This window comes from Photobacterium indicum (assembly GCF_003026215.1).
Taxonomy (GTDB): Bacteria; Pseudomonadota; Gammaproteobacteria; order Enterobacterales; family Vibrionaceae; genus Photobacterium; species Photobacterium indicum.
The window spans coordinates 36,825-63,025 of the sequence record NZ_PYOC01000016.1; the positions used below are offsets into that span (position 1 = coordinate 36,825).

Below are 26,201 nucleotides of genomic sequence, written 5' to 3' on the forward strand. Positions count from 1 at the left end.
CAGCAAGATATTTAATTAGTTAAAAGGTTATGCTGATTCGGTAGAACCACCCGATAAGCGGTCACATAGACCTTTAGGAACCATGATGAAAGCATCTTTCTGACCATCAGCCTTTGCTGTTCCGGCACATGAACTGGTTTTGGTCGCACAGTCATTTTTACCCGCTTCAGCCACGCCGTAGCACTTTTCTTTTTCATCCGCCGCGACGGCAGATGTTGAAGCGACTGTACCGGCTAGAGCAATAAGACCTGAAACAGCAGTGGCTAGGGCGATGTTTGTCTTTTTCATAATAAATCCTCTTTAATACGTTGGCTGTTGCTGTAAGTTGCAACGTTTCCTTTGACTTAACTTATTTTGCTATGGCGCCTTAAGCGCTCTCGAAATATAAGAAAGGGTAAAGACAGAATTAATTTCACCTTTTTTTAACTTTTTTAAAGATTCATTAATGTTTCCGCTCAGAAAAAGCATAGAACAAAAATAAACAGGCAAGGTATTGTGTTGTTAAAAGTTATCAAAGCATTCTGAAAATGAGCTGGTATAATCCTCACCATTGTATAAATAACCAGTAGATAGCGATGGACGTTTCACTCCTGTTAGATGGGCTCAATGATAAACAAAGAGAAGCGGTGGCAGCACCATTAGGAAACCACCTTGTGCTAGCGGGAGCGGGCAGTGGTAAAACCCGAGTGCTCGTTCATCGTATTGCATGGTTAATGCGGATTGAGCAAGCCTCGTCGTACTCGATCATGTCCGTGACGTTTACCAATAAAGCGGCTGCCGAAATGCGCGGCCGAATTAATGAGTTAATGCAAGGCTCATCGGCGGGTATGTGGAATGGTACATTCCACGGTTTATGCCACCGCATGCTACGTGCGCACTACCTTGATGCGCGCTTACCCGATGATTTCAATATTCTTGATTCTGATGATCAAATGCGTTTGTTACGCCGTTTGATTAAAGCGCAAAACCTTGATGAAAAGCACTGGCCGGCACGTCAAGCTGCGTGGTACATCAACGGTAAAAAAGATGAAGGCTTACGCCCGGCTAATATCGATGCTTTTAACGACCCAGTTGAAAAAACATGGTTGCGTATCTACACCGCGTACCAAGAAGCATGTGATCGCGCGGGGTTAGTTGATTTTGCCGAATTGCTGCTACGTGCCTTTGAGTTGGTTCGCGACAATAAACATATTCGTGAGCATTACCAAGCGCGTTTCAAGCACATCTTGGTGGACGAATTCCAAGATACCAACAACATTCAGTTTGCATGGCTGCGCTTAATGGCGGGTGTTGATTGTAATGTGATGATCGTGGGTGATGATGATCAGTCTATCTATGGCTGGCGTGGCGCGCAGGTTGAAAACATTCAGCGCTTCTTGCGCGACTTTGCCAATGCATCGTCCATTTTCCTTGAACAAAACTACCGTTCTACTGGCAATATTCTAAATGCTGCCAACGAATTAATTGCCAATAACAATGAACGTATGGGCAAGAAATTATGGACGGACGGTGAAGAAGGCGAGTTGATCTCGCTGTACTCTGCCTTTAATGAATTGGATGAAGCCCGTTTTGCGGTGGGTAAAATTAAGGAATGGCGTAATGAAAAAGGCGGTTCGCTGAACGATACGGCCTTTTTATACCGTAGCAATGCACAATCTCGTGTATTGGAAGAAGCCTTAATTCAAGCGGGTCTACCGTACCGAATTTATGGCGGCATGCGCTTCTTCGAACGTCAGGAAGTGAAAGATTCACTGGCATACCTGCGTTTGATGGCCAACCGAAATGATGATGCCTCTTTTGAGCGAGTGGTGAATACCCCTACGCGTGGTTTGGGTGATCGTACCTTAGAAACCATTCGCTTAGCCGCCCGTGATCGCAGTGTCACTATGTGGCAAGCCAGTGTATTACTGCTTGAAGAGCAAGTGCTGGCAGGCCGTGCAGCGAACTCGTTACGTCGTTTTATCGAGTTGGTTAATGCACTGGAAGACGATACGCGAGACTTACCTTTGTTCCAGCAAACGGATGATGTGATCCGTAACTCGGGTTTGCGTGCGATGTACGAGCAAGAAAAAGGCGAAAAAGCCCAAGCTCGTATCGAAAACTTAGAAGAATTAGTAACGGCAACCCGTCAATTTGTTGTGCCAGAAGAAGCGGAAGAGATGACGCCATTAGCGGCGTTTCTGTCTCATGCGGCACTAGAAGCTGGCGAAGGTCAGGCCGATGACTTTGAAGACGCGGTGCAGCTAATGACCATGCACAGTGCGAAAGGGTTAGAGTTTCCGATTGTCTTCATGGTGGGTGTTGAAGAGGGCATGTTCCCTAGTTCACGCACCACGGAAGAAGTCGGACGCTTAGAAGAAGAACGTCGCTTGTGTTACGTCGGTATGACCCGTGCAATGAAGAAGTTGTACATTACTTATGCTGAAATGCGCCGTTTATACGGTAAAGATAACTTCCATAAGCCATCACGCTTTATTCGTGAGATTCCAACGGAATTTGTGGAAGAAGTGCGGATGAAGGCACAAGTCTCTCGCCCTGCAAGCAGTGGACGTTTTAGCCAAACCCAAGTGAATGATAACTTTAATCAAACCGGTTTTAATTTAGGGCAGCGTGTTAGTCACCCTAAATTTGGTGAAGGAACCATCATTAACTTTGAAGGCAGTGGTGCGCAAAGTCGTGTTCAAGTCGCTTTCAATGGTGAAGGTATTAAGTGGTTAGTGACGCAATACGCTAAGCTCGATCCGATGTGATCCTGAACGACATAAAAAATAAAAAGCCCGTCTTGCCAGCTTCTTGCTAATAAGAACTGACAAGGTGGGCTTTTTTGTTTTAGGTCTGTGCTTTGTTAGCTAAGTCTTGCTGGTTAGCAAAGATGCTTACTGATTAGCCAAGGCGCTTACTGAGCAATGACTTTCCCTTCACGGCGTGGGTCAGCGGCACCCATGAGTGATTTACCGTCAACACGAATAGCTTGAACACCAGAATTTAACTCTTTCACTTTTACCTTAAAGCCGAGCTGTTCCAGTTTTGGTGCCCATTGTTCAGCGGTTGTGCCTTGCTCTAATTCAAATGCGCCAAAGCGGTTATTCATATTGGGTAAGTTAATGGCTTGCTGAAGGTTTAATCCCCAATCAAGGTGTGCCACTAATGTCTTGGCGACATACCCAATGATTTGGCTACCACCAGGTGAACCAACGGCCATATACGGTTCACCTTCTTTCATTACAATGGTCGGTGCCATCGATGAACGCGGACGTTTTCCGGGCTCAATCCGATTGGCAATTGGTACACCATCGGCATGGCTGCGGAATGAGAAATCCGTTAATTCATTATTGAGTAAGAATCCACGTACCATTAAGCGTGAGCCAAAACCATTCTCAATGGTGGTGGTGATCGACACCATGTTGCGGTCTTTATCGACAATCGAAAAATGGCTGGTAGACGGTAACTCTATAGCTTCATCTAACGCGTAGTTCATTGCATGTGACCAAGGTGGCTTACCCGCCGCAGTCGTTGCTAGCGCGGTATCCCTTTTCAGTAATGTTGCGCGTTGTTCGATATAATCAGCGGCTAATAAGCCCTCGGTAGGCATAGGAACATAATCGCTGTCTGCCATATATTTACCACGATCGGCAAAGGCTAAACGAGAAGCGTCACCGAGTAAGCGCCAGCTTTGAATGTTCTCTGGACCCATTTTAGCGATGGGATAATGGCTTAGCATGCCCATTATTTGCCCTAAGGTTAATGCCCCAGAGCTGGGTGGCCCCATGCCACATATCGAATATTGACGATAAGGCGCGCAGACGGGTTCACGCTCTTTGACTTGGTAGGTAGCTAAATCCATCGTGTTTAATACACCGGGGTTAGCTTTTGCACCACGTACGGTTTTAACAATATCGTTAGCAATCTTACCGTGGTAAAACGCACTGGCACCTTGGTCGGCGATTAACATTAATGTATCGGCATAAGCGGGATTTTTAAGGTTTTGTCCTGCTTTGATTGGTGAGCCATCTTGATTAAAGAAGTAAGCTTTAGCTTCAGCTGAACGTTGTAGATAGTCTTTATCGTTGGCCACTAATTTAGCTAAGCGTGGGCTAACAACAAAACCTTTTTTAGCCAGATTTATAGCGGGTTCAAAGAGGGTTTTCCACGGTAATTTACCTAAACGCTGGTGGGTATGCTGCAGTAATTTAACGGTACCTGGTGTACCCACTGAACGCCCACCGACAACGGCGTCAAAGAACTGTAGTGGTTCGCCTTTATCATCCTGAAATAACCGCGGTGTAACGCCATAAGGTGCAGTTTCTCGACCATCAAATGATGTTAAAGCCTCTTTTTTTGCATCCCAATACATTAAAAATGCACCACCACCAATCCCCGATGACTGTGGTTCAACTAATCCCAATACTAATTGGGTGGCAACCATGGCATCAATGGCATTCCCCCCCTGGCGTAGCATTGCTGCTCCAGCTTCACTGGCATAAGGATTAGCAGACGCAATCACCCAATCAGACCCTTGCACCAAGGTTTGCGTTTTTAAGCCTGTCGCGGCTTCGGGGGCAATATTGTCTGCGCTTTGTTTAGCGAACGCGGGTGTGATGGTGAGGCTAGCGGTTATAAATAACGCTAGGTAAGATGCTTTCCACTGCATATGAGCTCCTTATCTCTGTCTCTCTTGATAGAAGTTCGGTCAATGAACTTCGTAGCGTAGAGAGTGACAGTGCAAAGCGCTAGTGTCTAATTGTTGAGCACTTTTTTGTGCTCATTCTCAATAATTTTCGTGCTTAATTACTACGATATTTTTACAGCGTAACGATTATATTTTCACAACGTAACTATGATATTCAATAAGATCATACTGCCGATAGTCACAAACAGTACGCCACAGATACCGTCGATATAAGGTGTCCATTGCTGAATTTTTTGTTGTAGACGTTTCCCTGTAAGTAACCACGCCAGCATGGCGAACCATAGAAATGACGTTATCCATAAAATCGCAATTGCGGTTATTTTGCCGGATATCGACATATCAACTGGCACTATGGTCGAGAGTAGGCTGATGAAAAATACTAACGCTTTAGGGTTTAATATATTGGTCGTAAACCCTTTAACGAGCGCTTGTTTACTATTAGCAATAATGCGTTTTGGGGCTGCAGCTGTTTCAGTATGTGCTGTGGGGCGAAAAATAGGAGTCAGCACGCTTCTAACAGCACCAATACCCAGCCATAGTAAGTATGACCCCCCAGCGGCTTGCAGTAAGGCAAATAGGGTTGGCTGCTGGTGGATCAATAAGCTGGCGCCAGTCAGGCTTAAAATTGAATGCAATAAAATACCCAGAGACAAGCCCAGTGCGATCGCAATGCCCGTTTGACGCCCGTAACGTCCTGCGTTTTGTACCACTAAGGCAAAATCAGGCCCAGGGCTCATTAGCGCAATAACGTGGACGGTAACTAAGGTAAGTAAAGTGGTGACTTCGTTCATGGTGTCTCGCCGTTTGTATTCGATTGGATCGGTATGTTTTGCAGTATGACGGGGCGTGTTTGAATACGCTTGTAAAAAAGTGACAGTGAAAAGAAAGTACAACGGAAAGAAGAATAGTGATGGTTATAAATTGGATATCGTTATTTTATGTGGGAAGGCGCAATACCGAACGTTTGTTTGAAGGTATTGGCAAAGTGCGCCTGATCATAAAAGCCGACATGATAAGCCACCTCTGTACTGTTAAAACCAGCCCGTAGCAAAGCCATAGCATGCTCTAGGCGTAAACGAGCTAACCAAGCATAAGGTGTAATGCCGGTGGTTTTCTTAAATTGACGCAAGAGTTGCGACGGGCTGAGGTCACACAGTGTTGCCAAGTCATTAAGGCTGATTTTTTGATCAAGATGCGCCATAAAATAATCGCGTAACTGGCGTAAATCTTTGGTACCCAGCTTCGTGACTATGTGTTCGGTTACTTTTCCATAGTGGGTTAATAGATAAGAAAAGTATTCTATCGGCAAGCTATCTTTAGCTAGTTGAGACGCCAAAGGATTGTCTAACTGGGTATGTAATTGAGTTAGTTGCTGGAAAAACTGATGATCGGCAATCTTATGTTGTGGGAAACAAAAGAGGGCTTTACCCGATACGGCTTCAGCCTGTTGAGTTAACCAATCAGGGCTAATACTAAAAACTTTAACGCGGTAGCCAGCGCTTTCTTTTGGCTGTCCATCGTGGATTTCATCGGGGGGCATGATCACCATTTGACCCGGCCCTGCTACATGTTTTGCGCCATTGAAAAAATACTGCTGCTGCCCTTGGGTGATTAAGCCCAAATGGTAATCGAGGTGATAATGGCGTTTGAAAGAAAAGCTTTGGTAATGGGCATCAATCAAGTTGATGTCATCAATATTGCTTTTACGATGACTGACTTTATTCATGCGATTGCTCAGTGATGATCGGAAGGTCGTGCTTTTCTATTACAAGTAAACCATAAGTGAAGGGTATGCAGCTTGTAAAAAATTCACAAGCTGCAGAACGAATTAAACAGATTAGGTGGAAGGAGCCACTTTTTTACTGTCGCGATGGCGTTTAATACCGTCAAAGCTGAATAAAATAAGGGCAGCCCAGATAAATATAAACGTCACACCGTTATCGACCGTAAAGGGTTCGCCATATACCAAGACCGCTAATAAGAACATCAAGCTTGGGCCGATATACTGGAAGAAACCCAGCGTGGATAACTTGAGTTTAGTGGCAGCCCCGGTAAAACACAGTAAAGGCAATGTGGTTACAATCCCCGCAGCCACAAGCAATAGATTAAGTTGCAATGGGTTGTCAGCGAGGTTGGCAGTTGGGCTGTCGGTAATAAAGAAAATATAAATGGTTGCCAGCGGCAGCAGTACACAAGTTTCGAGGTATAACCCTGTTTGAGCATCCAAATTAATTTTCTTACGGAGTAAACCATAGCAACCGAAACTACCGGCTAATGCCAACGCAATCCAAGGTAATGAGCCAAATTGAATTAACTGTGCAGCGACACCACATGCGGCTAATGCCACCGCGACCCATTGTAAGGCTCGTAGTCGTTCACCAAGAAAAACCATGCCAAGAATGACATTGAATAAAGGGTTAATAAAATATCCTAGGCTGGCATCCAACATGTAATTGTTATTCACCGCCCAGATGAAAATCATCCAGTTAGTTCCCACCAATAGCGCTGTTACCGTTAGCATTAGCAACATTTTTGGTTTAGCTATCACAGCGCGAATTTTGCCCCACCCCTTACTGAAAAAAATCAATGCAGCTAAAAAGAAGAACGACCAAATAACACGATGGCTTAGAATTTCTAACGGGCTAACATTCTGCAATGATTTAAAGTAGATAGGGGCAATGCCCCACATCGTATAAGCAGCGAGGGCAAGAATAACCCCGCGTTGTGTTTTTTTGGTTTGTTCTTCCATGGGAATCCAAATGGTTATTTTATAAAATCAATGAGATTTTCTCAAAAAGTATGCGGAAGCAGTATAAAGCGAGATTCTTTGAAATGGCTACATCTTTATCAATAGATTAAATGATAAACAATGTATCGCAAGCTTAACGGTTCATCTTCTTACTCTGTTTCGTATTTCTTTTCAGATATCTTTTCGGCGTGCTTTCTGCGACTGACAACGTGTTGAGTCGTTCACTTAATAAGCCCATTTAGTATAGAATAGCCCGCCCCCAACATTTTAAGAGTAGGTCTATGTCTTCCAGCAGTACCGCGGTTTGTGAGCCAACGCCCTTAGCGCCAAGTGAGAAAATCTTACAGGATGTGTTTGGCTATCAATCTTTCCGTATTGGTCAGCAGGAAGTGATAGAAGCCGTTGTAGAAGGTCAAGATTGCTTAGTCATCATGCCAACGGGGGGCGGTAAATCGTTGTGTTACCAGATTCCCGCATTAATCATGCCCGGTATTACCTTGGTTATCTCACCGCTTATCTCATTAATGAAAGATCAAGTCGATCAGTTGAATGCCAATGGGGTGGCAGCGGCGTATATCAACTCAACCATGTCGCGTGAAGAAGTGATGGAGACTTTCTTGGCAATGCGAGAGGGGGATTTGAAGTTAGTCTACGTATCGCCTGAACGGGTATTGATGCGTGATTTTATCGAGCGATTGTATGAAACCCCGTTAAGCATGGTAGCCGTTGATGAAGCGCACTGTGTTTCTCAATGGGGGCATGATTTCCGCCCTGAATATGCCGCATTAGGTACCTTGAAACAACACTTTGAAAACTTGCCGATCATGGCATTGACGGCAACTGCTGATGATACCACCCGTAACGATATTACCAGTCGTCTTGGTCTTACAAATCCTCATGATTATCTCGGTAGTTTTGATCGTCCTAATATTCGTTATACCTTACTTGAAAAGCACAAACCGATGACACAGCTCACCCGTTACTTAACGGGGGTACGTGGTCAATGTGGGATCGTGTATTGCAATAGTCGTAAACGCGTCGAGCAAATAGCAGGAAAATTGCGTGATAGTGGGGTACGAGCAGCTGCGTATCACGCAGGGCTCGATCATGATGAACGAGGGCGAGTACAAGAAAGCTTTCAACGTGATGATATTCATATTGTGGTTGCCACCGTGGCCTTTGGCATGGGGATCAATAAACCTAACGTCCGCTTTGTCGTGCACTACGATATTCCGCGCAATATCGAGTCGTATTATCAAGAAACCGGGCGGGCAGGGCGGGATGGATTACCTGCAGAAGCGGTTATGTTTTATGACCCATCAGACTTAGCTTGGTTACGTCGCTGCCTTGATGAAAAAGAAGACGGAGCACAAAAGCAAGTTGAGAGTCATAAGTTAAATGCAATGGGGGCATTTGCCGAAGCGCAAACATGCCGCCGTCAGGTATTGCTGAATTACTTTGGTGAATACCGTGAAGAACCGTGCGGTAACTGTGACATTTGTTTAGACCCACCTAAGCGATTTAATGCGATTGAAGTGGCACAGAAAGCTCTGTCGTGTGTATACCGTGTTAATCAAAGCTTTGGTGTGGGTTACGTGGTGGAAGTGCTGCGTGGCATGCAAAATCAGCGGATACGCGAACATGGGCATGACAAGCTCACAACGTATGGGATTGGACGTGAACATAGCCATGAATATTGGGTCAGTATTTTACGCCAGCTGATCCATCGCGGATTTTTAACTCAAAATATTTTGCGTAGCTCAACCCTACAGTTAACCGAAAAAGCGCGCTCAGTATTACGTGCTGAAATTGAACTAGAGCTAGCGGTTCCTCGACTTGATGTGGCAGCCCGCAGTGCGAAAAGCGATAAAATGGCCAATCGTCACTATGACAAGAAGCTGTTTGCTAAATTACGTAAGTTACGTAAAGCCATTGCCGATGAAGAAGATTTACCGCCATATGTGGTATTCAATGATGCAAGCTTAATGGAAATGGCTGAAATTCTACCGACATCTCAAGGTGAAATGTTAGCGATTAATGGCGTTGGGCACCGTAAGCTAGAAAAATACGGCAGTGTTTTTTTAGGGGTGATTGAAGAGCATTTGATGGCAGGGGACAGTGACAGATAAAAAAATACCGGACTATCCGAGTCCGGTAAAATGCGTTCAAAAAACATAAATAGTTTATGTATTGTTCGCTACAAAACAGCTTGCGTATTTGGTGAGAATATAGATTTTCACCTGTTGCCAGTTCACTGAAAATCGACGGGACGCGTTCTTCAGCAGTGTTAGGCAACAAGGCTATAAAACCATGGATTTACATTGGTAGCTATAGCCTGCTTATGGTTTGATACGCAAAGACACAGTTGGTTACAGGAAACTTACTCTCTGCGTATATATATACCCAAGTCACCTCAAAATGAAGTTAAAGGAATAATTATGACGGATTCAACGCCCTTATCAGAGCCCCTCTTTACGGTACGTGAGCTAGATTTAGCCCATGGTCACCTTTTACTTTCTGGTCCTGATTTCGATTTTGATTCTTTCTCTGAGATTGCAGAACAGCTACTGGTATGCATTGATGCACGAGTGATCGAGAAAGAATTGAATGCGGATTTGCACGTGTGGATCATTGATTTTGAAGGCAGTCGTCTATTGTTAAAAGGCGAGCATTACGCCAGCGCACTGTGGATCGAAGCGTTGTCATCGGCAGATAATGATGCCCTAGCGTTTATAGCGACACTCTTACCGCGCCAATCAGGGCTGCTGTGCTAATTGAGCGACTAAAATCGGTAAAGTAATACTGATAATACAGGCAAACGATTGCTTGATGTAATTCAACACAACGAGGGTAGGCAAGAATATTGGTTAATGTATAATCGCCGCCTTCGGTCACTGCTGCATGGTATGAGAACCTGCTGACAGTGAAATTTTGGGTTCCCTCTCCCCCAATGACAAAAAGGTCTACTATGACTATATCTCAGTTATCTTCAGTACCATCGTTTACCCTGCCACAACAACGTAAAGCCCTTTCCTTTCTGGTGTTATTTCACCTTGTGATCATTGCGTCGAGCAATTATCTGGTGCAGCTACCGTTTACTATTTTTGGCTTTCATACCACTTGGGGAGCGTTTACTTTTCCCTTTATTTTTCTTGCGACGGATCTGACTGTACGTATTTTTGGTGCCCCTATGGCGCGGAAAATTATCTTTCGGGTAATGGCACCCTCTTTGGCGGTTTCTTATGTGCTATCGGTGTTGTTCTATCAAGGTGAATATCAAGGGGTGGCACATCTAGGTGAATTTAATCTATTTGTTGCCCGTATCGCGATTGCGAGCTTTATGGCGTATTTGCTTGGGCAGATTTTGGATGTTTCTGTTTTTAATCGCTTGCGTCAAATGAAGCAATGGTGGATAGCGCCAACGTGTTCCACTATTTTCGGTAATGCATTAGATACATTGGCATTTTTTGCTATTGCATTTTATAACAGCCCAGATGCGTTTATGGCTGCTAACTGGACTGAAATCGCGCTGGTGGATTACAGCTTTAAACTGATTATTAGCCTTGGGTTATTTGTACCCGTTTATGGTGTATTGCTGAATTATTTAATTAAGCGTCTAACAGCGGTTAATGTAACGGAGAGTGGGCTAGCGAATCAAAAGCTTAAAACACACTAACCGATAATATAGAATATGAAAGCCGGCTTTGGGTCGGTTTTTTTATACCATTTTTCTGGGTAAGGGAATGAATTCAATGCGAGTACGACAAGCCTCATTGGCAGAAGCCATAATAGTGTTGAATCAGATCAGTGAGTTTGACCATCCTGAAACAGAAGACAGTTTGATGCAGCGTCTTGCTGGGCATACAAGCTTAATACTGGTTGCCGAGCATGAAGACCGCTTGGTTGGAGTGAAGATTGGTTATCGTCTTTCAGATTCGACCTTCTATAGCTGGTTGGGTGGAGTTGCCCCTGCTGGTCGTCGAATGGGGATTGCTCAAGCCTTGTTAGATGCACAAGAAACATGGGCGATTGAGCAGGGTTATCAGGAAATTAAAGTTAAATCGCGAAATTGCTTTCCGTCTATGCTGATGTTACTTATGAAGAATGAGTACCTCATTGAAAATATTGAAAAAAAAGACAGAGTTGCTGATTACCGAATCTATTTTTCAAAGTTACTGACTGAGAAAAAAGAGTCTAAATGAAAATAATTCTCAATAAGTGCTTGCAACTCAAGTGAGAATGGTTATTATTAACAGGCACTCAGGTGAGAGGGGAAACAAATTACCTCTTAGTTGAAGGCACGACATTGCTCACATTGCTTCCAGTGTACTTCGGCGACGGTTGAGTGTTTTTAGTGTAGGGCTAGAAACATGCAACACTTCTGCTGAGCGGCGACTACCTCCTGATTATCAGGTTTTCTTAATTTTAAGAGAAAAGGTAGCGTCGCTTTTTCTTTTCTAGCGTTATGCCAGCTGTACTAAGTGCTTCACCAGCTTATTGATCCCACTTGCAGCCTCAGAAATACTTCCCGCCAACATGTAAGCCGGTGTTGTCAGTAGACGGCGTTTTTGATCCAATACAAAATCATCCACAGGGCAATCAATATGCTCACCACCCATCGCATTAAATGCTTTGGCGGTTTCAGGATCGGTCCCAATTGTACCTTTTGCCCCAGGCCCATAGATCGCGGGGATCATGGTTGGTGCGATACATAAATACGCCGCAGGCTTTTCTTCTTGGGCAAAAGCTTGGCAAACTTTTTTAACATCTGGGTTGATCTCGCATTCTGCCCCTTTGATAGCAAAATTAGACAGGTTTTTTGCCGCTCCAAAGCCGCCAGGGATCAATAGCGCATCATACTCAATGGGCTTTAGGTTCACGATGTCTTCAATGTTACCACGAGCAATACGGGCAGCTTCGATCAATACATTACGTGTTTCTGTTGTTTCTTCACCTGTTAGGTGATTAATCACATGGTATTGATCAATATTCGGGGCAAAACAATGCCAACTCGCCCCTTCTTGCTCGATTGCCAACAAGGCTAAAACGGTTTCATGTATTTCAGCGCCATCAAATACGCCAGAGCCGCTTAAAATAACTGCAATTTTCTTCATTTTGGCTTCCTTCCTAAACAAAATAGACTGTTTTTACTTTAGCATATGGTTATTTTCGAGCGATCTGTTAACTTTTTCCACAATTAATGATCATTTTAAGATCTGGGATCGTTTTTTGCAGTTGAGGTTAACCTGTTGATTTCAATTGCTTTAGAAGTGTTGTTTTGATTGTTAAAAAAGATTAATCAGATTTGTAAAATTAGATACTAACAAAGTTATCCACAGATTATGGTGTGTAAGTGGAAAACATCAGTTAACACTTGTCGTCTCTCATGGCATTCTAGTGTCTTACACCACAGTTTTTGATTTTTCAGTGTTGAGCATGCCAAAATCTGTGCGATGTGGCACTTTTTAATCTTTCATCCCCCGGATATAAGAATATCTCTATGGCAACTATCCCAGAAAATCCACTCATCCTAATTGATGGATCATCTTATCTTTACCGTGCTTATCATGCCGCGCCTAATTTCACTAACTCTGACGGTGAGCCGACGGGTGCAGTATATGGCGTGGTAAACATGCTACGCAGTTTATTACGTCAATTTTCGACTGAACATATTGCAGTGATCTTCGATGCGAAAGGCAAAACATTCCGAGATGATATCTATCCGGAATATAAGGCAAATCGCCCACCGATGCCTGATGATCTTCGAGGTCAGATTGAACCATTGCATGCCGTGATCAAAGCTATGGGCTTACCGTTGATTGCGATTTCAGGTGTTGAAGCGGATGATGTGATCGGAACATTGGCAACGCAGGCATCAAAAGCGGGTATGCCAGTACTGATTAGTACTGGCGATAAAGATATGGCACAGCTGGTTGATGAAAATGTCACGCTGATCAATACCATGACTGATGTGGTAATGGATCCTGCTGGGGTCGTGGAGAAGTTTGGGATCGGCCCTGAGTTGATTATCGACTATCTTGCACTGATGGGAGATAAAGTTGATAACATTCCTGGAGTGCCAGGGGTCGGTGAAAAAACAGCAAAAGCATTGCTAACGGGTGTTGGTGGTCTTGATGCTATTTATGACAATTTAGACGCGATTCCTGCACTTGGTTTTCGTGGTTCTAAAACCATGCCTAAAAAGTTGGCCGATAACAAAGAAGCGGCTTATATGTCGTATGAGCTTGCAACCATCAAATTGGATGTAGAGCTAGACAGTGCACCGCATGAACTGTTGAAGACTGAACCTGATACTGATGAGCTAACCAGTCTATTTGGTAAACTACAGTTCCGTCGTTGGTTATCTGAAATGCTAGACGGTAGCGACGGTAAAATCGTGGCTGACGAGAAAGCGTCAGAGCCTACAGAAAAGAAAGTGGTCGCTCCAACTATTGATCGCAGCGGTTACGAAACTATTCTCGATGAAGCAAGCTTTAATGCGTGGTTAGCGACGCTAACTGCAGCAGATGTTGTCGCTTTTGATACAGAGACTGACGGCCTTGATTACATGACGGCTAATTTAGTTGGTGTATCATTTGCTGTCGAAGAAGGGAAAGCGGCTTACGTGCCCGTTGCGCATGATTATCTTGATGCGCCGGAACAGCTTGATCGTGATTGGGTACTTGCTCAGCTAAAACCGTTACTTGAAGATCCCGCTCAAAATAAAGTCGGTCAAAACCTAAAATTTGATATGAGCATCTTGGCACGTTACGACATTAATATGCAGGGTATCAAATATGACACCATGCTTGAGTCATACGTGTTCAATAGTGTGGTTGGCCGCCATGATATGGATAGCCTAGCACTACGTTACCTAGAACATAAAAATATCAGTTTTGAAGAAGTTGCCGGTAAAGGTAAAAAGCAATTAACGTTTAATCAAATTGATTTAGATGTTGCTGGGCCTTATGCCGCTGAAGATGCTGATATTACGCTGCGCTTACATAATTTATTGAACGAAAAAGTTGAATCTGATGAGCAGCTAAAGTCTGTATTTGAAGATATTGAAATGCCGCTGGTACCCGTATTATCTCGTATTGAACGTACTGGTGTATTAATTGACAGCATGCTATTGAGTGCCCAATCGACAGAAATTGCTGCGCGCCTTGATGAATTAGAAACCAAAGCGTACGAGATTGCAGAACAAGAGTTTAACTTAAGTTCGCCGAAGCAGCTGCAAGCTATCTTGTTTGAAAAGATGGGTTTACCCATTTTGAAAAAGACCCCGTCAGGTGCGCCTTCGACTAATGAAGAAGTACTTCAAGAACTGGCGTTAGATTACCCATTACCGAAGATACTTTTAGAATACCGTGGCTTAGCTAAGCTGAAATCCACCTATACTGATAAGTTACCTAAGATGGTGAATCCGTCGACTGGGCGAGTACATACTTCATACCATCAAGCGGTAACCGCAACGGGACGTTTATCTTCTAGCGATCCTAACTTACAGAATATTCCGGTCCGTAATGCTGAAGGGCGTCGTATTCGTCAGGCATTTATTGCCCCTACAGGCTATAAGATCCTTGCTGTCGATTACTCGCAAATCGAGTTACGAATTATGGCGCATTTATCGGGTGATAAAGCGTTATTAGAAGCCTTTAAACAAGGCAAAGATATTCACGCAGCAACCGCAGCAGAAATCCTAGGCTTACCGATTGAATCAGTTACCACTGAACAACGTCGTCGTGCTAAAGCGATTAACTTTGGTTTGATTTATGGCATGAGTGCGTTTGGTCTTGCTAAGCAATTGGATATGGGACGTAATGAAGCACAAGACTATATGAATGTGTATTTTGAACGTTACCCTGGCGTGTTGGAATATATGGAAAGCACCCGAATTCATGCGAGTGAGCAAGGGTATGTTGAAACCTTGTTTGGACGACGTTTGTACTTACCTGATATTAAATCTCGTAATGGTATACGTCGTAAAGCAGCAGAACGTGCAGCAATCAATGCGCCGATGCAAGGAACCGCTGCTGATATTATCAAACGTGCGATGGTATTGGTTGATGAGTGGGTTGAACAACAAGAAACAGGGCGTGTTCGTCTATTAATGCAAGTACATGACGAACTTGTCTTTGAAGTACAAGAATCTGAGTTGGACGCTGTCTCTGCTGATGTACGTCGCTTAATGGAACTAGCGGCTGAATTAGATGTACCTCTGATTGCAGATACTGGGTCTGGTGACAACTGGGATGAGGCGCACTAGCGTTTTTAATCCCTTTTAATCATGATACAAAAATGAGAGTCAGCCTAGTGCTGGCTTTTTTTTTAATGATTAATTAATCGTAATTAAAAATCATTATTAAAATTTAGTTACCAGTTTATGAAAAAAAACTACAACTTTCACTTTTCTTATCTGCTCAATTGATATACAGTTAATGACGTAGGGTACAGAGGTAAGATGTTCTATCTTTCAGACCTTTTGTTTCACGTTATTGGATTTGGCTGATTCAGCCGCCCTGGTCGATTGACCAGGGCGTTTTTTCTTCTAAGCTACTATAAACCCCATACCTTGTTTCTCATCTTTTTAAATATCCTCACATTACTATTCTGCTGGCTGTTGTTTCTTTTTCTGTATTTAGCATCTGTACTAAAAATAATCGAATGATTAAAAATGAGTTATTATTTGCTCTAATTGTTAAAATTGTTTTTTAAATTAATGCATTAGATGGGAAGAATAACAATGGTTTTTATTTCGACAAATTGTTACATATCTATTTTAGAGTAATTACTTTAAAAAAGATTTAGAGCAGGTATAATGAGCACAGCTTCTTGTTCATATTTGTTATTGTTTACGGGCGTTATGCCAATGAACTTGTACATTCATGAAATAACCATCCTTTTTATTGAGGATGGTTTTTTTTTGCCTGTTTGTTCGTATTGTAATTAAATTCCGAAATAAATACGTATACGTGATATTAACTATACTTAATTCTTATTAAGAATAATGATTGAGTGAAGTCTATAATATAGAGAGAATACGGGGAAAGGACGTTACTGGTGTCAGTTATTACGTTTATATCAGTGGTGAAAAAACGCACAAAATGTGGATAAAGAACTTGCGTTGAGTTAGGAAATCATTGATGCTTTCTGGATAAATATAAAAAAGCTCCTATTTCTCTCCCGTTGCCCCACCAGAAGGTGGGGAATTTTTATGGCCCCTTCCTTAGAGCCATAAACAGACGTCGTGCTCTATTAACGAGTGATATTTACTCGATTAATCATCGCTTTTATCTGATAACGTTTCACCAGTGTATGTCTCACCATTTTCAGCAGCGGCAAGCATCAGTTGGCGCTCTAGTTCTGGTCCAAACCATGTATCTAGTTTACGACGAACTTGATCAAGCCCAATGCCCTTCAATGAAGAAAACAGTTCAATTTGTACATCACCACCAAAAGACTTTGATGACTCACGTACTTTTAGTAATTGTGCTTTACGTGCGCCGCTTTTCATTTTGTCGGCTTTCGTTAAGAGCACTAATACTGGAAGGCGGCTTTCGATCGCCCAAAAAATCATTTGTTGGTCGAGATCTTTCATTGGGTGGCGGATATCCATTAATACCACCAAGCCTTTTAGGCACTCACGTTTTTGTAGGTATTCACCTAACGCTTTCTGCCATTTAATCTTCAGTTCTAGTGGCACTTGAGCAAAACCATAACCTGGTAAATCGATTAGGTTACAACCTTGAGTCACTTCGAACATGTTAATTAATTGTGTACGACCTGGTGTTTTAGAGGTACGCGCTAGACCTTTTTGATCTGTAATGCGGTTAAGTGCACTTGACTTACCTGCATTGGAGCGGCCAGCAAATGCGATCTCAACGCCTGTGTCTTGTGGCAAGTGACGAATATCAGGTGCACTTGTGATGAATCCGGTATTTCTGTAGTTGAGAGGTTGATTCACTGTTAACTCCGTCAAGTCTTCATGTAGTAGACTGATTACTTTTATGTAAAATTGTGTAAAATGTACCAAAACCGTGCTTGGTTTGTGGTCGCATTGTATACCATGTAACTGAGCATTACTTGTGGTACTGGAAGCTCTATAATTATAAACGGAATGTCATGAAGAAATTAGCACTTATATTGGCTCTTCTTGCCAGTTGCTCAGTCTGGGCTCAAGGAGACGCAGAAGCTGGAAAAGCAAAAGCTGCAACATGCGCAGCTTGCCATGGCGCAGATGGTAATAGCATTATGGCGCAATATCCTAAAATTGCAGGACAACACCCTGGTTATATCGAAAAACAACTTAAAGAATTTAAGTTAGCAATGACCACAGGTGGCACACAAGGACGTAATGATCCTGTTATGGGAGGCATGGTAATGGCATTGTCTGAAGAAGATATGTCTGACCTTGCTGCTTATTTCTCTTCATTACCTATCTCTGAAAACGTTACGCCAGAATCTTCAATTGAAGTGGGTAAGCAGTTGTATAACGTAGGTGATGCCGAACGCGGTATTGCTTCATGTACTGCTTGTCATGGCCCCCGAGGTAACGGTACTAGCTTATCAGGATTCCCTAAAATCTCTGGTCAAAATGCTGAGTACATTAAGTTACAGTTAGAGAAGTTCCGCTCTGCTCAGCGTAACAACGACATGAACTCGATGATGCGTTCAGTTGCGGCAAAACTATCAGATGACGAAATCACTTCATTATCTCAATATGTTGGTGGTTTACACTAAGTACTCGTATTCCAGTATTGGTCAATGAAAGGCAGCTTCGGCTGCCTTTTTCTTTTATAGCGTCTTTATAGAGGTAAATTACGTAGACTACATATGTAGAAACTGCAAGTTAGTAACGAAAATTCACTATTTTAAGTGCTTAAATCGTAGAACACTGAGAAGCGTGTGCGAGATCCGCTATGCGTGATAGCCCATCTAGATGATAAAGACGGTGGGTTTGAATGACTATTTCAAAAGTATCAGGCAGTTAGTTATATTGAAATAATATTACAAAAAAATGCTAAGAGCTGCCTTGTTGAATGAATCCTGAATGGGCGTAAAGTATACCTTGTCGACAGGGAATACGACGAAGGATTGGGAAGCGCCAGGATGGCATGAGCATGATGCTCGAAGGATACACAGGATGTCTGGCGAGGAAGCCGGGTAGTTCGCAAGATGCGTAGGATTGTCATGGTTGACACTTACGGAAAAGATTTCTGTTGATACACAACAGAAAATAGGTGCATGAAGGATTGTGTGCCCACATGGATGGTGACATTGGTTATTAGGAAGATAACGTGCTTAATGGATAGCCAGTTCAGGATGAACTGTTTTAACATGGATTGTAGCAAGGAAGACGAAAATTCATCAGGATGATGAAGAACAACAACGTCTTGCAAGGAAAGCACAAATAACAAACGGATTATTGTCTAACCAGATCTTTACAGCTGGTTATGGGCAGACTAGACAGGATTTAGCCATATTATGGCAACCTTATAGAGCGACAGGTTTATACCTGTCGCTTTTTTCTTTATTAGCTTTCTGTTATGTTTCGCCTTCATTTTTCGATGGCTAAGCAATGCAGACATTTCTGCTATGCAATGACCTCTCGGTCAGTGAAATTAAAAATCATTTATAATCAACATGAAACTGTCTAAACAATGACGGCTATTCTTATTGTTATTAGCACGTAGTGTTTCTTTTTCGACGTACTGATAAAGCCAGAAGCCGATAGATTGGTATTCGGTTATCCCCCTGATCTTACATTCTCCATAATGTTGGTCGATATAGGGTATAATGTGCCGATATATGACTCATATTTTGCTCATGAACCTAAAGTATTAGTAAGGCATGAAGCTTTACTATTGGTACGGAAGCGATTGAACATTTTATACGCCTGCAAAGGAATGGGGGCTGCTACTTAGCATAATACACACTAGCAGAAAGCTAGAATGAATGACTAAGCTGGCAATAGATGCAGATGCCTTTGCGCAATAGCATTACAAATACGATCCAACTTACATGCACTTTTTCAGCCAAAATACCGTTTATTCTTTAGTAAACAGTAATGGCTCGGAAGTTGATTTTGTTGGTAATGATGTGATTTTGCTGAGGAAGACCCAGTAATGACCCGTAAAAAAAGAAGTCGCAGTGTAGGATCAGAAGGTCCTGCAGTGTACCGCGAGAAATCAACAACACAGGTTGATGTTGAAGCACGCAAAAGCCAGAAAGATAAAAAACGTAAAGGTTTGAAGTCTGGTAACCGTAACGCAGAAGCTTTGGATCCAAAGCATTACGCGAACGGTCAAAAGAAAGACCCACGTTTAGGCAGTAAGAAACCGATCCCATTAGTGGTTGAGAAAAAACCAACTACCAAGAAAGAGCGTCGCTTAAGCGCCGAACAAGAATTGGATATGTTGGAAAATGACGCACAACTAATGGTGTTATTAGATCGTATTGAAGCGGGCGAGAAGCTAGGTGCTGGTTTACAGAAGCAAGTGGATCAAAAGCTAGACCGTATCGAGCATCTAATGGGCCGTTTAGGCTTACTTGAAGTTGAAGAGCCAGAAGTCACCGAAGAAGCACCTGTACGTAAAGGCGCTAAAACCGATGAAGATTTACTTGATCAGTTTGAAAATATGGATCTAGATTCTTTCGGTAAGGAGTAACCGTTGCAGGATATGACGCTTTGGTTAGGCTTGGGCGGCAGTATTATTGTCGCGCTAGCTATATATGCTGGCTATTTGTTGTTTAAGGTATATCAGCAACATCAACACCATAAAGCTTTCTTGAAGCGTGCTGCGCTTCAGCAAGCAGAGCAAATAAAAACGCGTAATACCAATATTATGGATAGCGTATTTATTATTGCTGATGCCGGAAAACAAGAACAATGTGACATGTCAGAAGTAACCATTCGTTTATATAAACTGATGGAAGTATTACAAGCTGAACAACACATTGATTTTGCCAGCAAGTTCCCAGCGATGTTTGAGCTTTATCATGTTGTAAAAGACATGCCACGTGGTGATGCCCGTAATATGATTCAAAAGAAAGAGCGAATGAAGCTCGATCTAGAACGTATGAAAGCAGAAGCACGACTACAAGATACAATTAAGTTAGAGCTCGACGATATCCTGTTAATGAAACCATAATGGGTGGCCAGCCTACCTATTATTGAGTACTCACCATCTAGGTCATTTGATCTAGGTGGTATTTTCCTCGCCCAAGAACTAGTAAGTGTTCTACATCTTTCTTGAGTGTGGCACACTAATCATCGAATTTATTCCCCCCCTACAAATAGTGGAAGTACGTCATGTCAAATGAGCAGATTATTTGGGATCAAGCACTGATAGAAAAGTATAACTACTCAGGTCCTCGTTATACTTCTTATCCAACCGCTCTTGAATTTCATGAAGCCTTTACTCCTGCAGAATTTGATATGGCTTGTGCGCAGTATCCAGACCGCAAGCTTTCGCTTTATATTCATATCCCGTTCTGTCATAAGCTTTGTTATTACTGTGGTTGTAATAAGATTATTACCCGCCATCAACATAAGGCAGATCAATACCTTGATGCTTTAGAGCAAGAGATACGTCAACGTGCCTCTCTGTTAGGTGATCGCCAAGTAAGCCAGTTGCATTGGGGTGGCGGAACACCAACGTTCTTAACTAAGAAGCAAGCTAGCCGTTTGATGGCACTGTTACGTGACCAGTTTTCATTTGATGCTGATGCTGAAATTAGTATTGAAGTAGACCCGCGTGAAATTGAATTGGATATGCTTGATCACTTACGTGGCGAAGGTTTCAACCGTTTAAGCATTGGCGTTCAAGATTTTAATAAAGAAGTGCAAAAGCTGGTTAACCGCGAGCAAGATGAAGAATTCATTGTTGCTATGGTGCAGCGCGCTAAAGATTTGGGTTTTCGTTCGACGAATCTTGATTTGATTTATGGTTTGCCGAAACAGAACCGTGAACTATTTGCCGAGACATTACAGCAAGTACTGAAGATGAAGCCTGGGCGCTTATCGGTATTTAATTACGCACACATGCCAAGTTTATTTGCTGCTCAACGTAAAATTAAAGATGACCAGCTGCCATCAGCGAATGAGAAGTTAGGTATTCTACAAGATACCATTGCCACGTTAACGGGTGCTGGTTATCAGTTTATTGGTATGGATCACTTTGCTCTACCTGATGATGAGTTAGCTGTTGCTCAGCGTAATGGTGTTCTTCACCGTAATTTCCAAGGTTATGCGACACAAGGCGATTGTGATTTATTAGGTATGGGTGTTTCAGCAATCTCAATGATTGGTGACTGTTATGCTCAAAACCAGAAAGAGTTGAAAACCTATTATTCGAATGTACAAGAAAAGCGCCAAGCACTGTGGAAAGGGGTATCTCTTGATGCCGATGATTTGTTGCGCCGCGAAGTGATTAAAGCGTTAATTTGTAATTTTCAGCTTGATATGAATGATATTGAGCAGCGATTCAATTTAACGTTTAATGAATACTTTGCTGAAGATCTCGGTTTGCTTAAAACCTTTATCAACGATGAATTGGTCACCATTGATGGTCAGTTTATTCATGTTGAGCTGAAAGGACGTTTGCTGATCCGTAATATCTGTATGTGCTTTGATAAGTACTTGCGTGACCGAGCCCGTCAGCAGCAATTCTCTCGCGTTATCTAATATAGCTTAATGCTAAAAAAAGCCCTCATACTCAAAGTTAATGATCAGCATTAATTTTGAGTATGAGGGCTTTTTTAATGGTGAAGTTTACCTTTACCATTAATGAAGGATTAGCGTCGTGCGGCTTTATCTTTTAGCTGTTGTTTTTCAGCATCAGATAAGAAAGCTAGTTCTAGGCCGTTAATCTGCGCCTGACGAATTTGCTCTTGAGTCAGACCCACTTTCGGTGCGGCTACTTCATATTCGTGAGGAAGCTCGATACCTTCGACCGCAGGATCATCGGTATTTAGACATGCCAAAATACCATGTTCTAAAAACTGCTTAACTGGGTGAGAGGCAAATGACTCAACGGTACTCGTTTGAATATTTGATGTTAGGCAAGATTCAATACCAATCTTGTTCGCGGCTAGATAATCCATCAGCTTTGGATCATGTACCGCTTTAACCCCGTGACCGATACGCACTGCACCAAGCTCTTGAATAGCTTGCCACATACTTTCAGGTCCTGCTGCTTCACCTGCGTGAACCGTAACACGTAGACCAGCATCACGTACTTGAGTGAAGTGTTTGATAAAGCGATCACCAGGTTGGCCTAATTCATCACCAGCCAGATCAATTGCCACTAACTTATCCTTTTGCGTAAGCAATCCGTCAAGCTCTTGCTGACAAGCCTCTTGACCAAAAGTACGGCTAAGGATACCGATTAAGTTAGCTTGAATACCGAAATCTCGACAGCCTGCTGCGACACCATCAACGACGGCTTCCACGACACCAGCGATCGGTAGGTTATGTTTCATTGCCATGTAATAAGGCGAAAAACGTAGCTCGGCATAATCAATCTGTGCATTCAGCGCATCTTCAACGTTTTCGTAGGCAACACGTCGACATGCTTCAAGGTCACCAAGAACAGCTACACCCCAATCGAGCTTAGAGAGGAAAGCCACTAAGCTTGGCTCTGCTTCAACGATCTGCACATGAGGGCGTAACCCTTCTAGATCCGTTGCAGGCAAGGCCATTCCAAATTTCTGACCTAAGTCTAAAATGGTTTGGATGCGGATATTACCATCCAAATGGCGGTGAAGGTCGGTAAGGGGAAGCTGCTTCGTAATCATAATTATTGGTGTCCCGATAAAAACTGGTGTGTAAGTATACGCAAAGAACAAATGACTATCATTATAGTCTGAGTGAATATTCGTTGATGTGAGTAGAAACTGTATTGATGTTTACTGTATCTGTTGATTTATTATGACTTTTATCAATGATTGCAGGCAAGGCGTAAACGCTAATAAAAAAACCTATCTGATTGCTCAAATAGGTTTTTAAAATGGGAATGCAGAGTAAAACTAAGCATGATGGCGTAGATTACGACCTACGATTAATCTGATGATATATTTAGCTCTTTGAGTTTACGGGTTAAGGTGTTTCTGCCCCAGCCAAGTAGCTTGGCGGCTTCTTGTTTATGGCCATGGGTGTGTTCCAGTGCCGTTTCGAGCAAGATTTTTTCAAATTCTGGTAACGCTTCGCCAAGTAAATTATCGTTGCCTTGTTGAAGTGCTGTTCTGGCCCAGCATTGTAAAGAATGATGCCAGTGTGAGTCAGTTGGTTCACCATTGATGAGCGTTGGGGCTTCTAGTAGCTCGGGCGGGAGATCGGAAGGCAGTATTTCATTACCGCTTGCCATCACTGTTAACCAGCGACAGGTATTTTCTAATTGCCTAACATTACCCGGCCAATTGAGATTTGTGATCACATCGACAGTATCTGGATGCAATGTTTTCACTTCAACGGCTAGTTCATCTGACGCCCGCTGTAAAAAGTGTCGTGTCAATTGTGGTATGTCTTGGCGGCGATCTTTTAATGAAGGGATATGCACCCGAATAACATTTAAACGGTGGAATAAATCTTCTCGGAATCCGCCATCGGCAACCAGTTGTTCAAGGTTCTGGTGCGTTGCCGCAATAATACGAACATCAACATTAACCGCAGAGTGTCCGCCAACACGATAAAATTGTCCGTCAGCTAATACACGTAATAGTCGAGTTTGAATATCTAATGGCATATCGCCGATTTCATCGAGAAACAGTGTGCCACCATTCGCTTGTTCAAATCGCCCTTGTCGTACGCTGTTGGCGCCGGTAAATGCTCCTTTCTCATGACCGAATAATTCTGATTCAATTAAATCTTTAGGTATTGCGGCCATATTCAAAGCAATAAAAGCCTGCTTGCTACGTGGGCTATGACGGTGCAGGGCGTGGGCGACTAACTCTTTACCTGTGCCTGATTCACCGTTAATTAATACCGAAATTGATGAGCGAGATAAACGACCGATTGCACGGAATACTTCCTGCATTGCTGGGGCTTCACCGATAATTTCAGGTACAGTTTTAGTGTCACTTTCTGGCTGCTGTTGGCGTTTTTGCTCTTGGCTATGAGTTACCGCTCGCTCAACAAGGTTGACGGCTTCATCGATGTCAAAAGGCTTAGGCAGGTATTCGAATGCACCTTCTTGATAGGCGTTGACTGCGGCATCAAGGTCAGAGTGTGCCGTCATAATGATAACGGGCAATGCTGGGAAATCTTTTTGCAATGAACGAAGTAGTGTTAATCCATCAGTGCCAGGCATCCGGAGATCTGAAACCAATACATCTGGAACATTACGCTCTAATGCTTCAATGACATTATCGGCACTGGCAAAGGTTTCGCATTGTAATCCGGCTGCATTGAGTGTGCGTTCTAATACCCAACGAATTGAGCTGTCATCATCAACAACCCATATCAATCCTTTGCTCATACTGACGTCCTCTATTATTGTTATTTCCCCTGCCTTCATGACGAGGAATATTGTGTATAAATATCGTCTTTACGTTACTTTATGGGTAAATAAATCGTGAATTTTGTATGCCCAGGCCAACTCACCACTTCTATTTTACCGCGGTGCTGATCGACTAAATTACGCGCAATGGATAATCCTAATCCTGTGCCGCCTTCTCGGGCCGTTACCATTGGATAAAATAGGGTGTCTTGAATCTCGCTAGGGATCCCCGGGCCGTCATCAATAATGTCTATTTTTGCTGCTATTCGATATCTTTTACCTTGAATTAACGCTTGGTGTGCCGTGCGTGTTTTTAAGGTGATATTGCCCCCGCTCACTTGCTGTAATTCAAGGGCGGCATTACTCACAATATTTAAGATGGCTTGTTCTAGTTGTTCGGAATCCATCGTGAAGTCGGGCAAACTCGGATCGTAATCTCGATGCAGTTGAATGTTCTCACCGCAGTCGAGGCTGACGAGCTGACGCACTTTTTCAAGGACGATATGAATATTATCGATTTTTTGTAAACCGGGTCGTTGCGGGCCCAAAAGTCGGTCGACCAGATTTCGTAGGCGATCGGCTTGCTCGATGATCATCTGGGTATATTCAGTGTAACAAGGGTCTGGAAGGGTTTTTTCGAGTAATTGAGCCGCACCGCGTAATCCACCCAGCGGGTTTTTAATTTCGTGTGCTAAGCCGCGCACTAATTCTTTGGCGGCTTGCTGCTGAGCATGTTGGCTCAGCTCTTGACTGATACGACGTTGCTGATCGATAGGTTTGAGTTCGAGCAGAATTAATAACTCTTTCTGCCAAGAGATAGGGCTGGCATTTAACTCTAAGGTATAACGTTTACCATCGATAACAAAGGTGACATCACTGTCTGCTAAGCCTTGACCGCTTTGCAAGGTTGCTTGGATTAAACCAATATCAAGCGAAGAATGTTGCAATAAGTTAGGAAGACGGACTCCCAGTAAGCGACGTTTACTGTATGACAGTAATTGTTCTGCTGCTGGATTGACATAGCGCATGGTGAGTTGCTCATCAAGCAATATCACTGCGGTGACTAAATTATTGAGAATTATAGGGGTGAAGGCAGTCGTCACGATTATCATCCTTGTTAATATCAACCGACATGCACTGTCTGTATAAAACAGTATAGTGAAGAGATTGATATGACGCACCATATTGGTGCATTCAAGTGTAACCTGCCTGTCTACAATAGTGCATTAAAAAATCATGCATCAATCTCCATTTCAGAATG

General features: G+C 43.0%; 21 protein-coding genes. 11 read left to right on the plus strand and 10 right to left on the minus strand.

Annotation, left to right across the window (positions count from 1 at the left end):
- Nucleotides 1–27: 27 nt before the first annotated feature.
- Nucleotides 28–288, minus strand: coding sequence for a BufA1 family periplasmic bufferin-type metallophore (locus C9J47_RS24565; RefSeq protein ID WP_006233436.1), 261 nt, complete (start codon nucleotides 286–288; stop codon nucleotides 28–30).
- Between the two features lie 287 nt (nucleotides 289–575).
- Between C9J47_RS24565 and uvrD the strand changes: the two genes are divergently transcribed.
- Nucleotides 576–2,750 (plus strand): DNA helicase II, encoded by a 2,175-nt coding sequence (gene uvrD, locus C9J47_RS24570; protein WP_107256354.1) that lies wholly within the window; start codon nucleotides 576–578, stop codon nucleotides 2,748–2,750.
- 146 nt (nucleotides 2,751–2,896) lie between these two features.
- On the opposite strand, the gene ggt is transcribed toward uvrD, so the two are convergent.
- The 4 genes from ggt to rarD form a co-directional block, all read right to left on the minus strand.
- Nucleotides 2,897–4,651, minus strand: a complete 1,755-nt coding sequence (ggt, locus tag C9J47_RS24575) for a gamma-glutamyltransferase (protein ID WP_107256356.1) — start codon at nucleotides 4,649–4,651, stop codon at nucleotides 2,897–2,899.
- A gap of 173 nt (nucleotides 4,652–4,824) precedes the next feature.
- On the minus strand, nucleotides 4,825–5,481 hold the full coding sequence (locus C9J47_RS24580; protein WP_107256358.1) for a LysE family transporter: 657 nt from the start codon (nucleotides 5,479–5,481) through the stop codon (nucleotides 4,825–4,827).
- 140 nt (nucleotides 5,482–5,621) lie between these two features.
- The gene (locus tag C9J47_RS24585; protein ID WP_107256361.1) at nucleotides 5,622–6,416 is read right to left on the minus strand and encodes an AraC family transcriptional regulator; all 795 of its coding nucleotides are present in this window, start codon (nucleotides 6,414–6,416) and stop codon (nucleotides 5,622–5,624) included.
- 111 nt (nucleotides 6,417–6,527) lie between these two features.
- Nucleotides 6,528–7,439 carry an EamA family transporter RarD gene (gene rarD / locus C9J47_RS24590; protein WP_107256363.1) on the minus strand — a complete coding sequence of 304 codons (912 nt, stop codon included), beginning with the start codon at nucleotides 7,437–7,439 and terminating at the stop codon, nucleotides 6,528–6,530.
- A 281-nt stretch (nucleotides 7,440–7,720) separates the two neighbouring features.
- On the opposite strand from rarD, the gene recQ reads away from it, so the two are divergent.
- The 4 genes from recQ to C9J47_RS24610 all read left to right on the plus strand — a co-directional run bounded on the left by recQ (nucleotide 7,721) and on the right by C9J47_RS24610 (nucleotide 11,641).
- Nucleotides 7,721–9,568 carry an ATP-dependent DNA helicase RecQ gene (gene recQ / locus C9J47_RS24595; protein WP_107256366.1) on the plus strand — a complete coding sequence of 616 codons (1,848 nt, stop codon included), beginning with the start codon at nucleotides 7,721–7,723 and terminating at the stop codon, nucleotides 9,566–9,568.
- 309 nt (nucleotides 9,569–9,877) lie between these two features.
- Entirely contained in the window at nucleotides 9,878–10,213 is a 336-nt protein-coding gene (locus C9J47_RS24600; RefSeq protein WP_107256368.1) for a DUF3630 family protein, read from the plus strand.
- A gap of 194 nt (nucleotides 10,214–10,407) precedes the next feature.
- On the plus strand, nucleotides 10,408–11,115 hold the full coding sequence (locus tag C9J47_RS24605; RefSeq protein ID WP_107256370.1) for a 7-cyano-7-deazaguanine/7-aminomethyl-7-deazaguanine transporter: 708 nt from the start codon (nucleotides 10,408–10,410) through the stop codon (nucleotides 11,113–11,115).
- A 76-nt stretch (nucleotides 11,116–11,191) separates the two neighbouring features.
- On the plus strand, nucleotides 11,192–11,641 hold the full coding sequence (locus C9J47_RS24610) for a GNAT family N-acetyltransferase (protein WP_107256372.1): 450 nt from the start codon (nucleotides 11,192–11,194) through the stop codon (nucleotides 11,639–11,641).
- A gap of 261 nt (nucleotides 11,642–11,902) precedes the next feature.
- On the opposite strand, the gene elbB is transcribed toward C9J47_RS24610, so the two are convergent.
- On the minus strand, nucleotides 11,903–12,553 hold the full coding sequence (elbB, locus tag C9J47_RS24615) for an isoprenoid biosynthesis glyoxalase ElbB (protein WP_107256374.1): 651 nt from the start codon (nucleotides 12,551–12,553) through the stop codon (nucleotides 11,903–11,905).
- Nucleotides 12,554–12,939: 386 nt separating this feature from the next.
- Here elbB and polA point away from each other — a divergent pair, with 386 nt between their 5' ends.
- Nucleotides 12,940–15,708 carry a DNA polymerase I gene (gene polA / locus C9J47_RS24620; protein WP_107256376.1) on the plus strand — a complete coding sequence of 923 codons (2,769 nt, stop codon included), beginning with the start codon at nucleotides 12,940–12,942 and terminating at the stop codon, nucleotides 15,706–15,708.
- A gap of 195 nt (nucleotides 15,709–15,903) precedes the next feature.
- Nucleotides 15,904–15,951, plus strand: a complete 48-nt coding sequence (gene spfP / locus C9J47_RS27640; RefSeq protein WP_438616993.1) for a small protein SpfP — start codon at nucleotides 15,904–15,906, stop codon at nucleotides 15,949–15,951.
- Nucleotides 15,952–16,719: 768 nt separating this feature from the next.
- Here the strand turns inward: spfP and yihA are convergent.
- Complete coding sequence (gene yihA / locus C9J47_RS24625) at nucleotides 16,720–17,406, minus strand: ribosome biogenesis GTP-binding protein YihA/YsxC (protein ID WP_107256378.1); 687 nt, start codon at nucleotides 17,404–17,406, stop codon at nucleotides 16,720–16,722.
- A 158-nt stretch (nucleotides 17,407–17,564) separates the two neighbouring features.
- On the opposite strand from yihA, the gene C9J47_RS24630 reads away from it, so the two are divergent.
- The 4 genes from C9J47_RS24630 (at nucleotide 17,565) to hemN (ending at nucleotide 22,128) form a co-directional block, all read left to right on the plus strand.
- Nucleotides 17,565–18,182: a c-type cytochrome gene (locus C9J47_RS24630; RefSeq protein WP_006233492.1), complete on the plus strand. Its 618-nt coding sequence runs from the start codon at nucleotides 17,565–17,567 to the stop codon at nucleotides 18,180–18,182.
- A gap of 1,385 nt (nucleotides 18,183–19,567) precedes the next feature.
- A complete protein-coding gene (gene yihI, locus C9J47_RS24635; RefSeq protein ID WP_107256380.1) occupies nucleotides 19,568–20,110 on the plus strand; it encodes a Der GTPase-activating protein YihI in 543 nt (180 codons plus the stop codon).
- A 12-nt stretch (nucleotides 20,111–20,122) separates the two neighbouring features.
- A complete protein-coding gene (locus C9J47_RS24640; RefSeq protein ID WP_107256382.1) occupies nucleotides 20,123–20,593 on the plus strand; it encodes a DUF2489 domain-containing protein in 471 nt (156 codons plus the stop codon).
- Nucleotides 20,594–20,754: 161 nt separating this feature from the next.
- On the plus strand, nucleotides 20,755–22,128 hold the full coding sequence (gene hemN / locus C9J47_RS24645; RefSeq protein ID WP_107256384.1) for an oxygen-independent coproporphyrinogen III oxidase: 1,374 nt from the start codon (nucleotides 20,755–20,757) through the stop codon (nucleotides 22,126–22,128).
- Between the two features lie 110 nt (nucleotides 22,129–22,238).
- On the opposite strand, the gene add is transcribed toward hemN, so the two are convergent.
- From add to glnL, 3 genes are all read right to left on the minus strand, one after another.
- The gene (gene add, locus C9J47_RS24650) at nucleotides 22,239–23,240 is read right to left on the minus strand and encodes an adenosine deaminase (protein WP_107256387.1); all 1,002 of its coding nucleotides are present in this window, start codon (nucleotides 23,238–23,240) and stop codon (nucleotides 22,239–22,241) included.
- Between the two features lie 263 nt (nucleotides 23,241–23,503).
- Complete coding sequence (glnG, locus tag C9J47_RS24655) at nucleotides 23,504–24,919, minus strand: nitrogen regulation protein NR(I) (protein ID WP_107256389.1); 1,416 nt, start codon at nucleotides 24,917–24,919, stop codon at nucleotides 23,504–23,506.
- A 74-nt stretch (nucleotides 24,920–24,993) separates the two neighbouring features.
- Entirely contained in the window at nucleotides 24,994–26,043 is a 1,050-nt protein-coding gene (gene glnL, locus C9J47_RS24660) for a nitrogen regulation protein NR(II) (RefSeq protein WP_425440615.1), read from the minus strand.
- Between the last annotated feature and the right edge of the window lie 158 nt (nucleotides 26,044–26,201).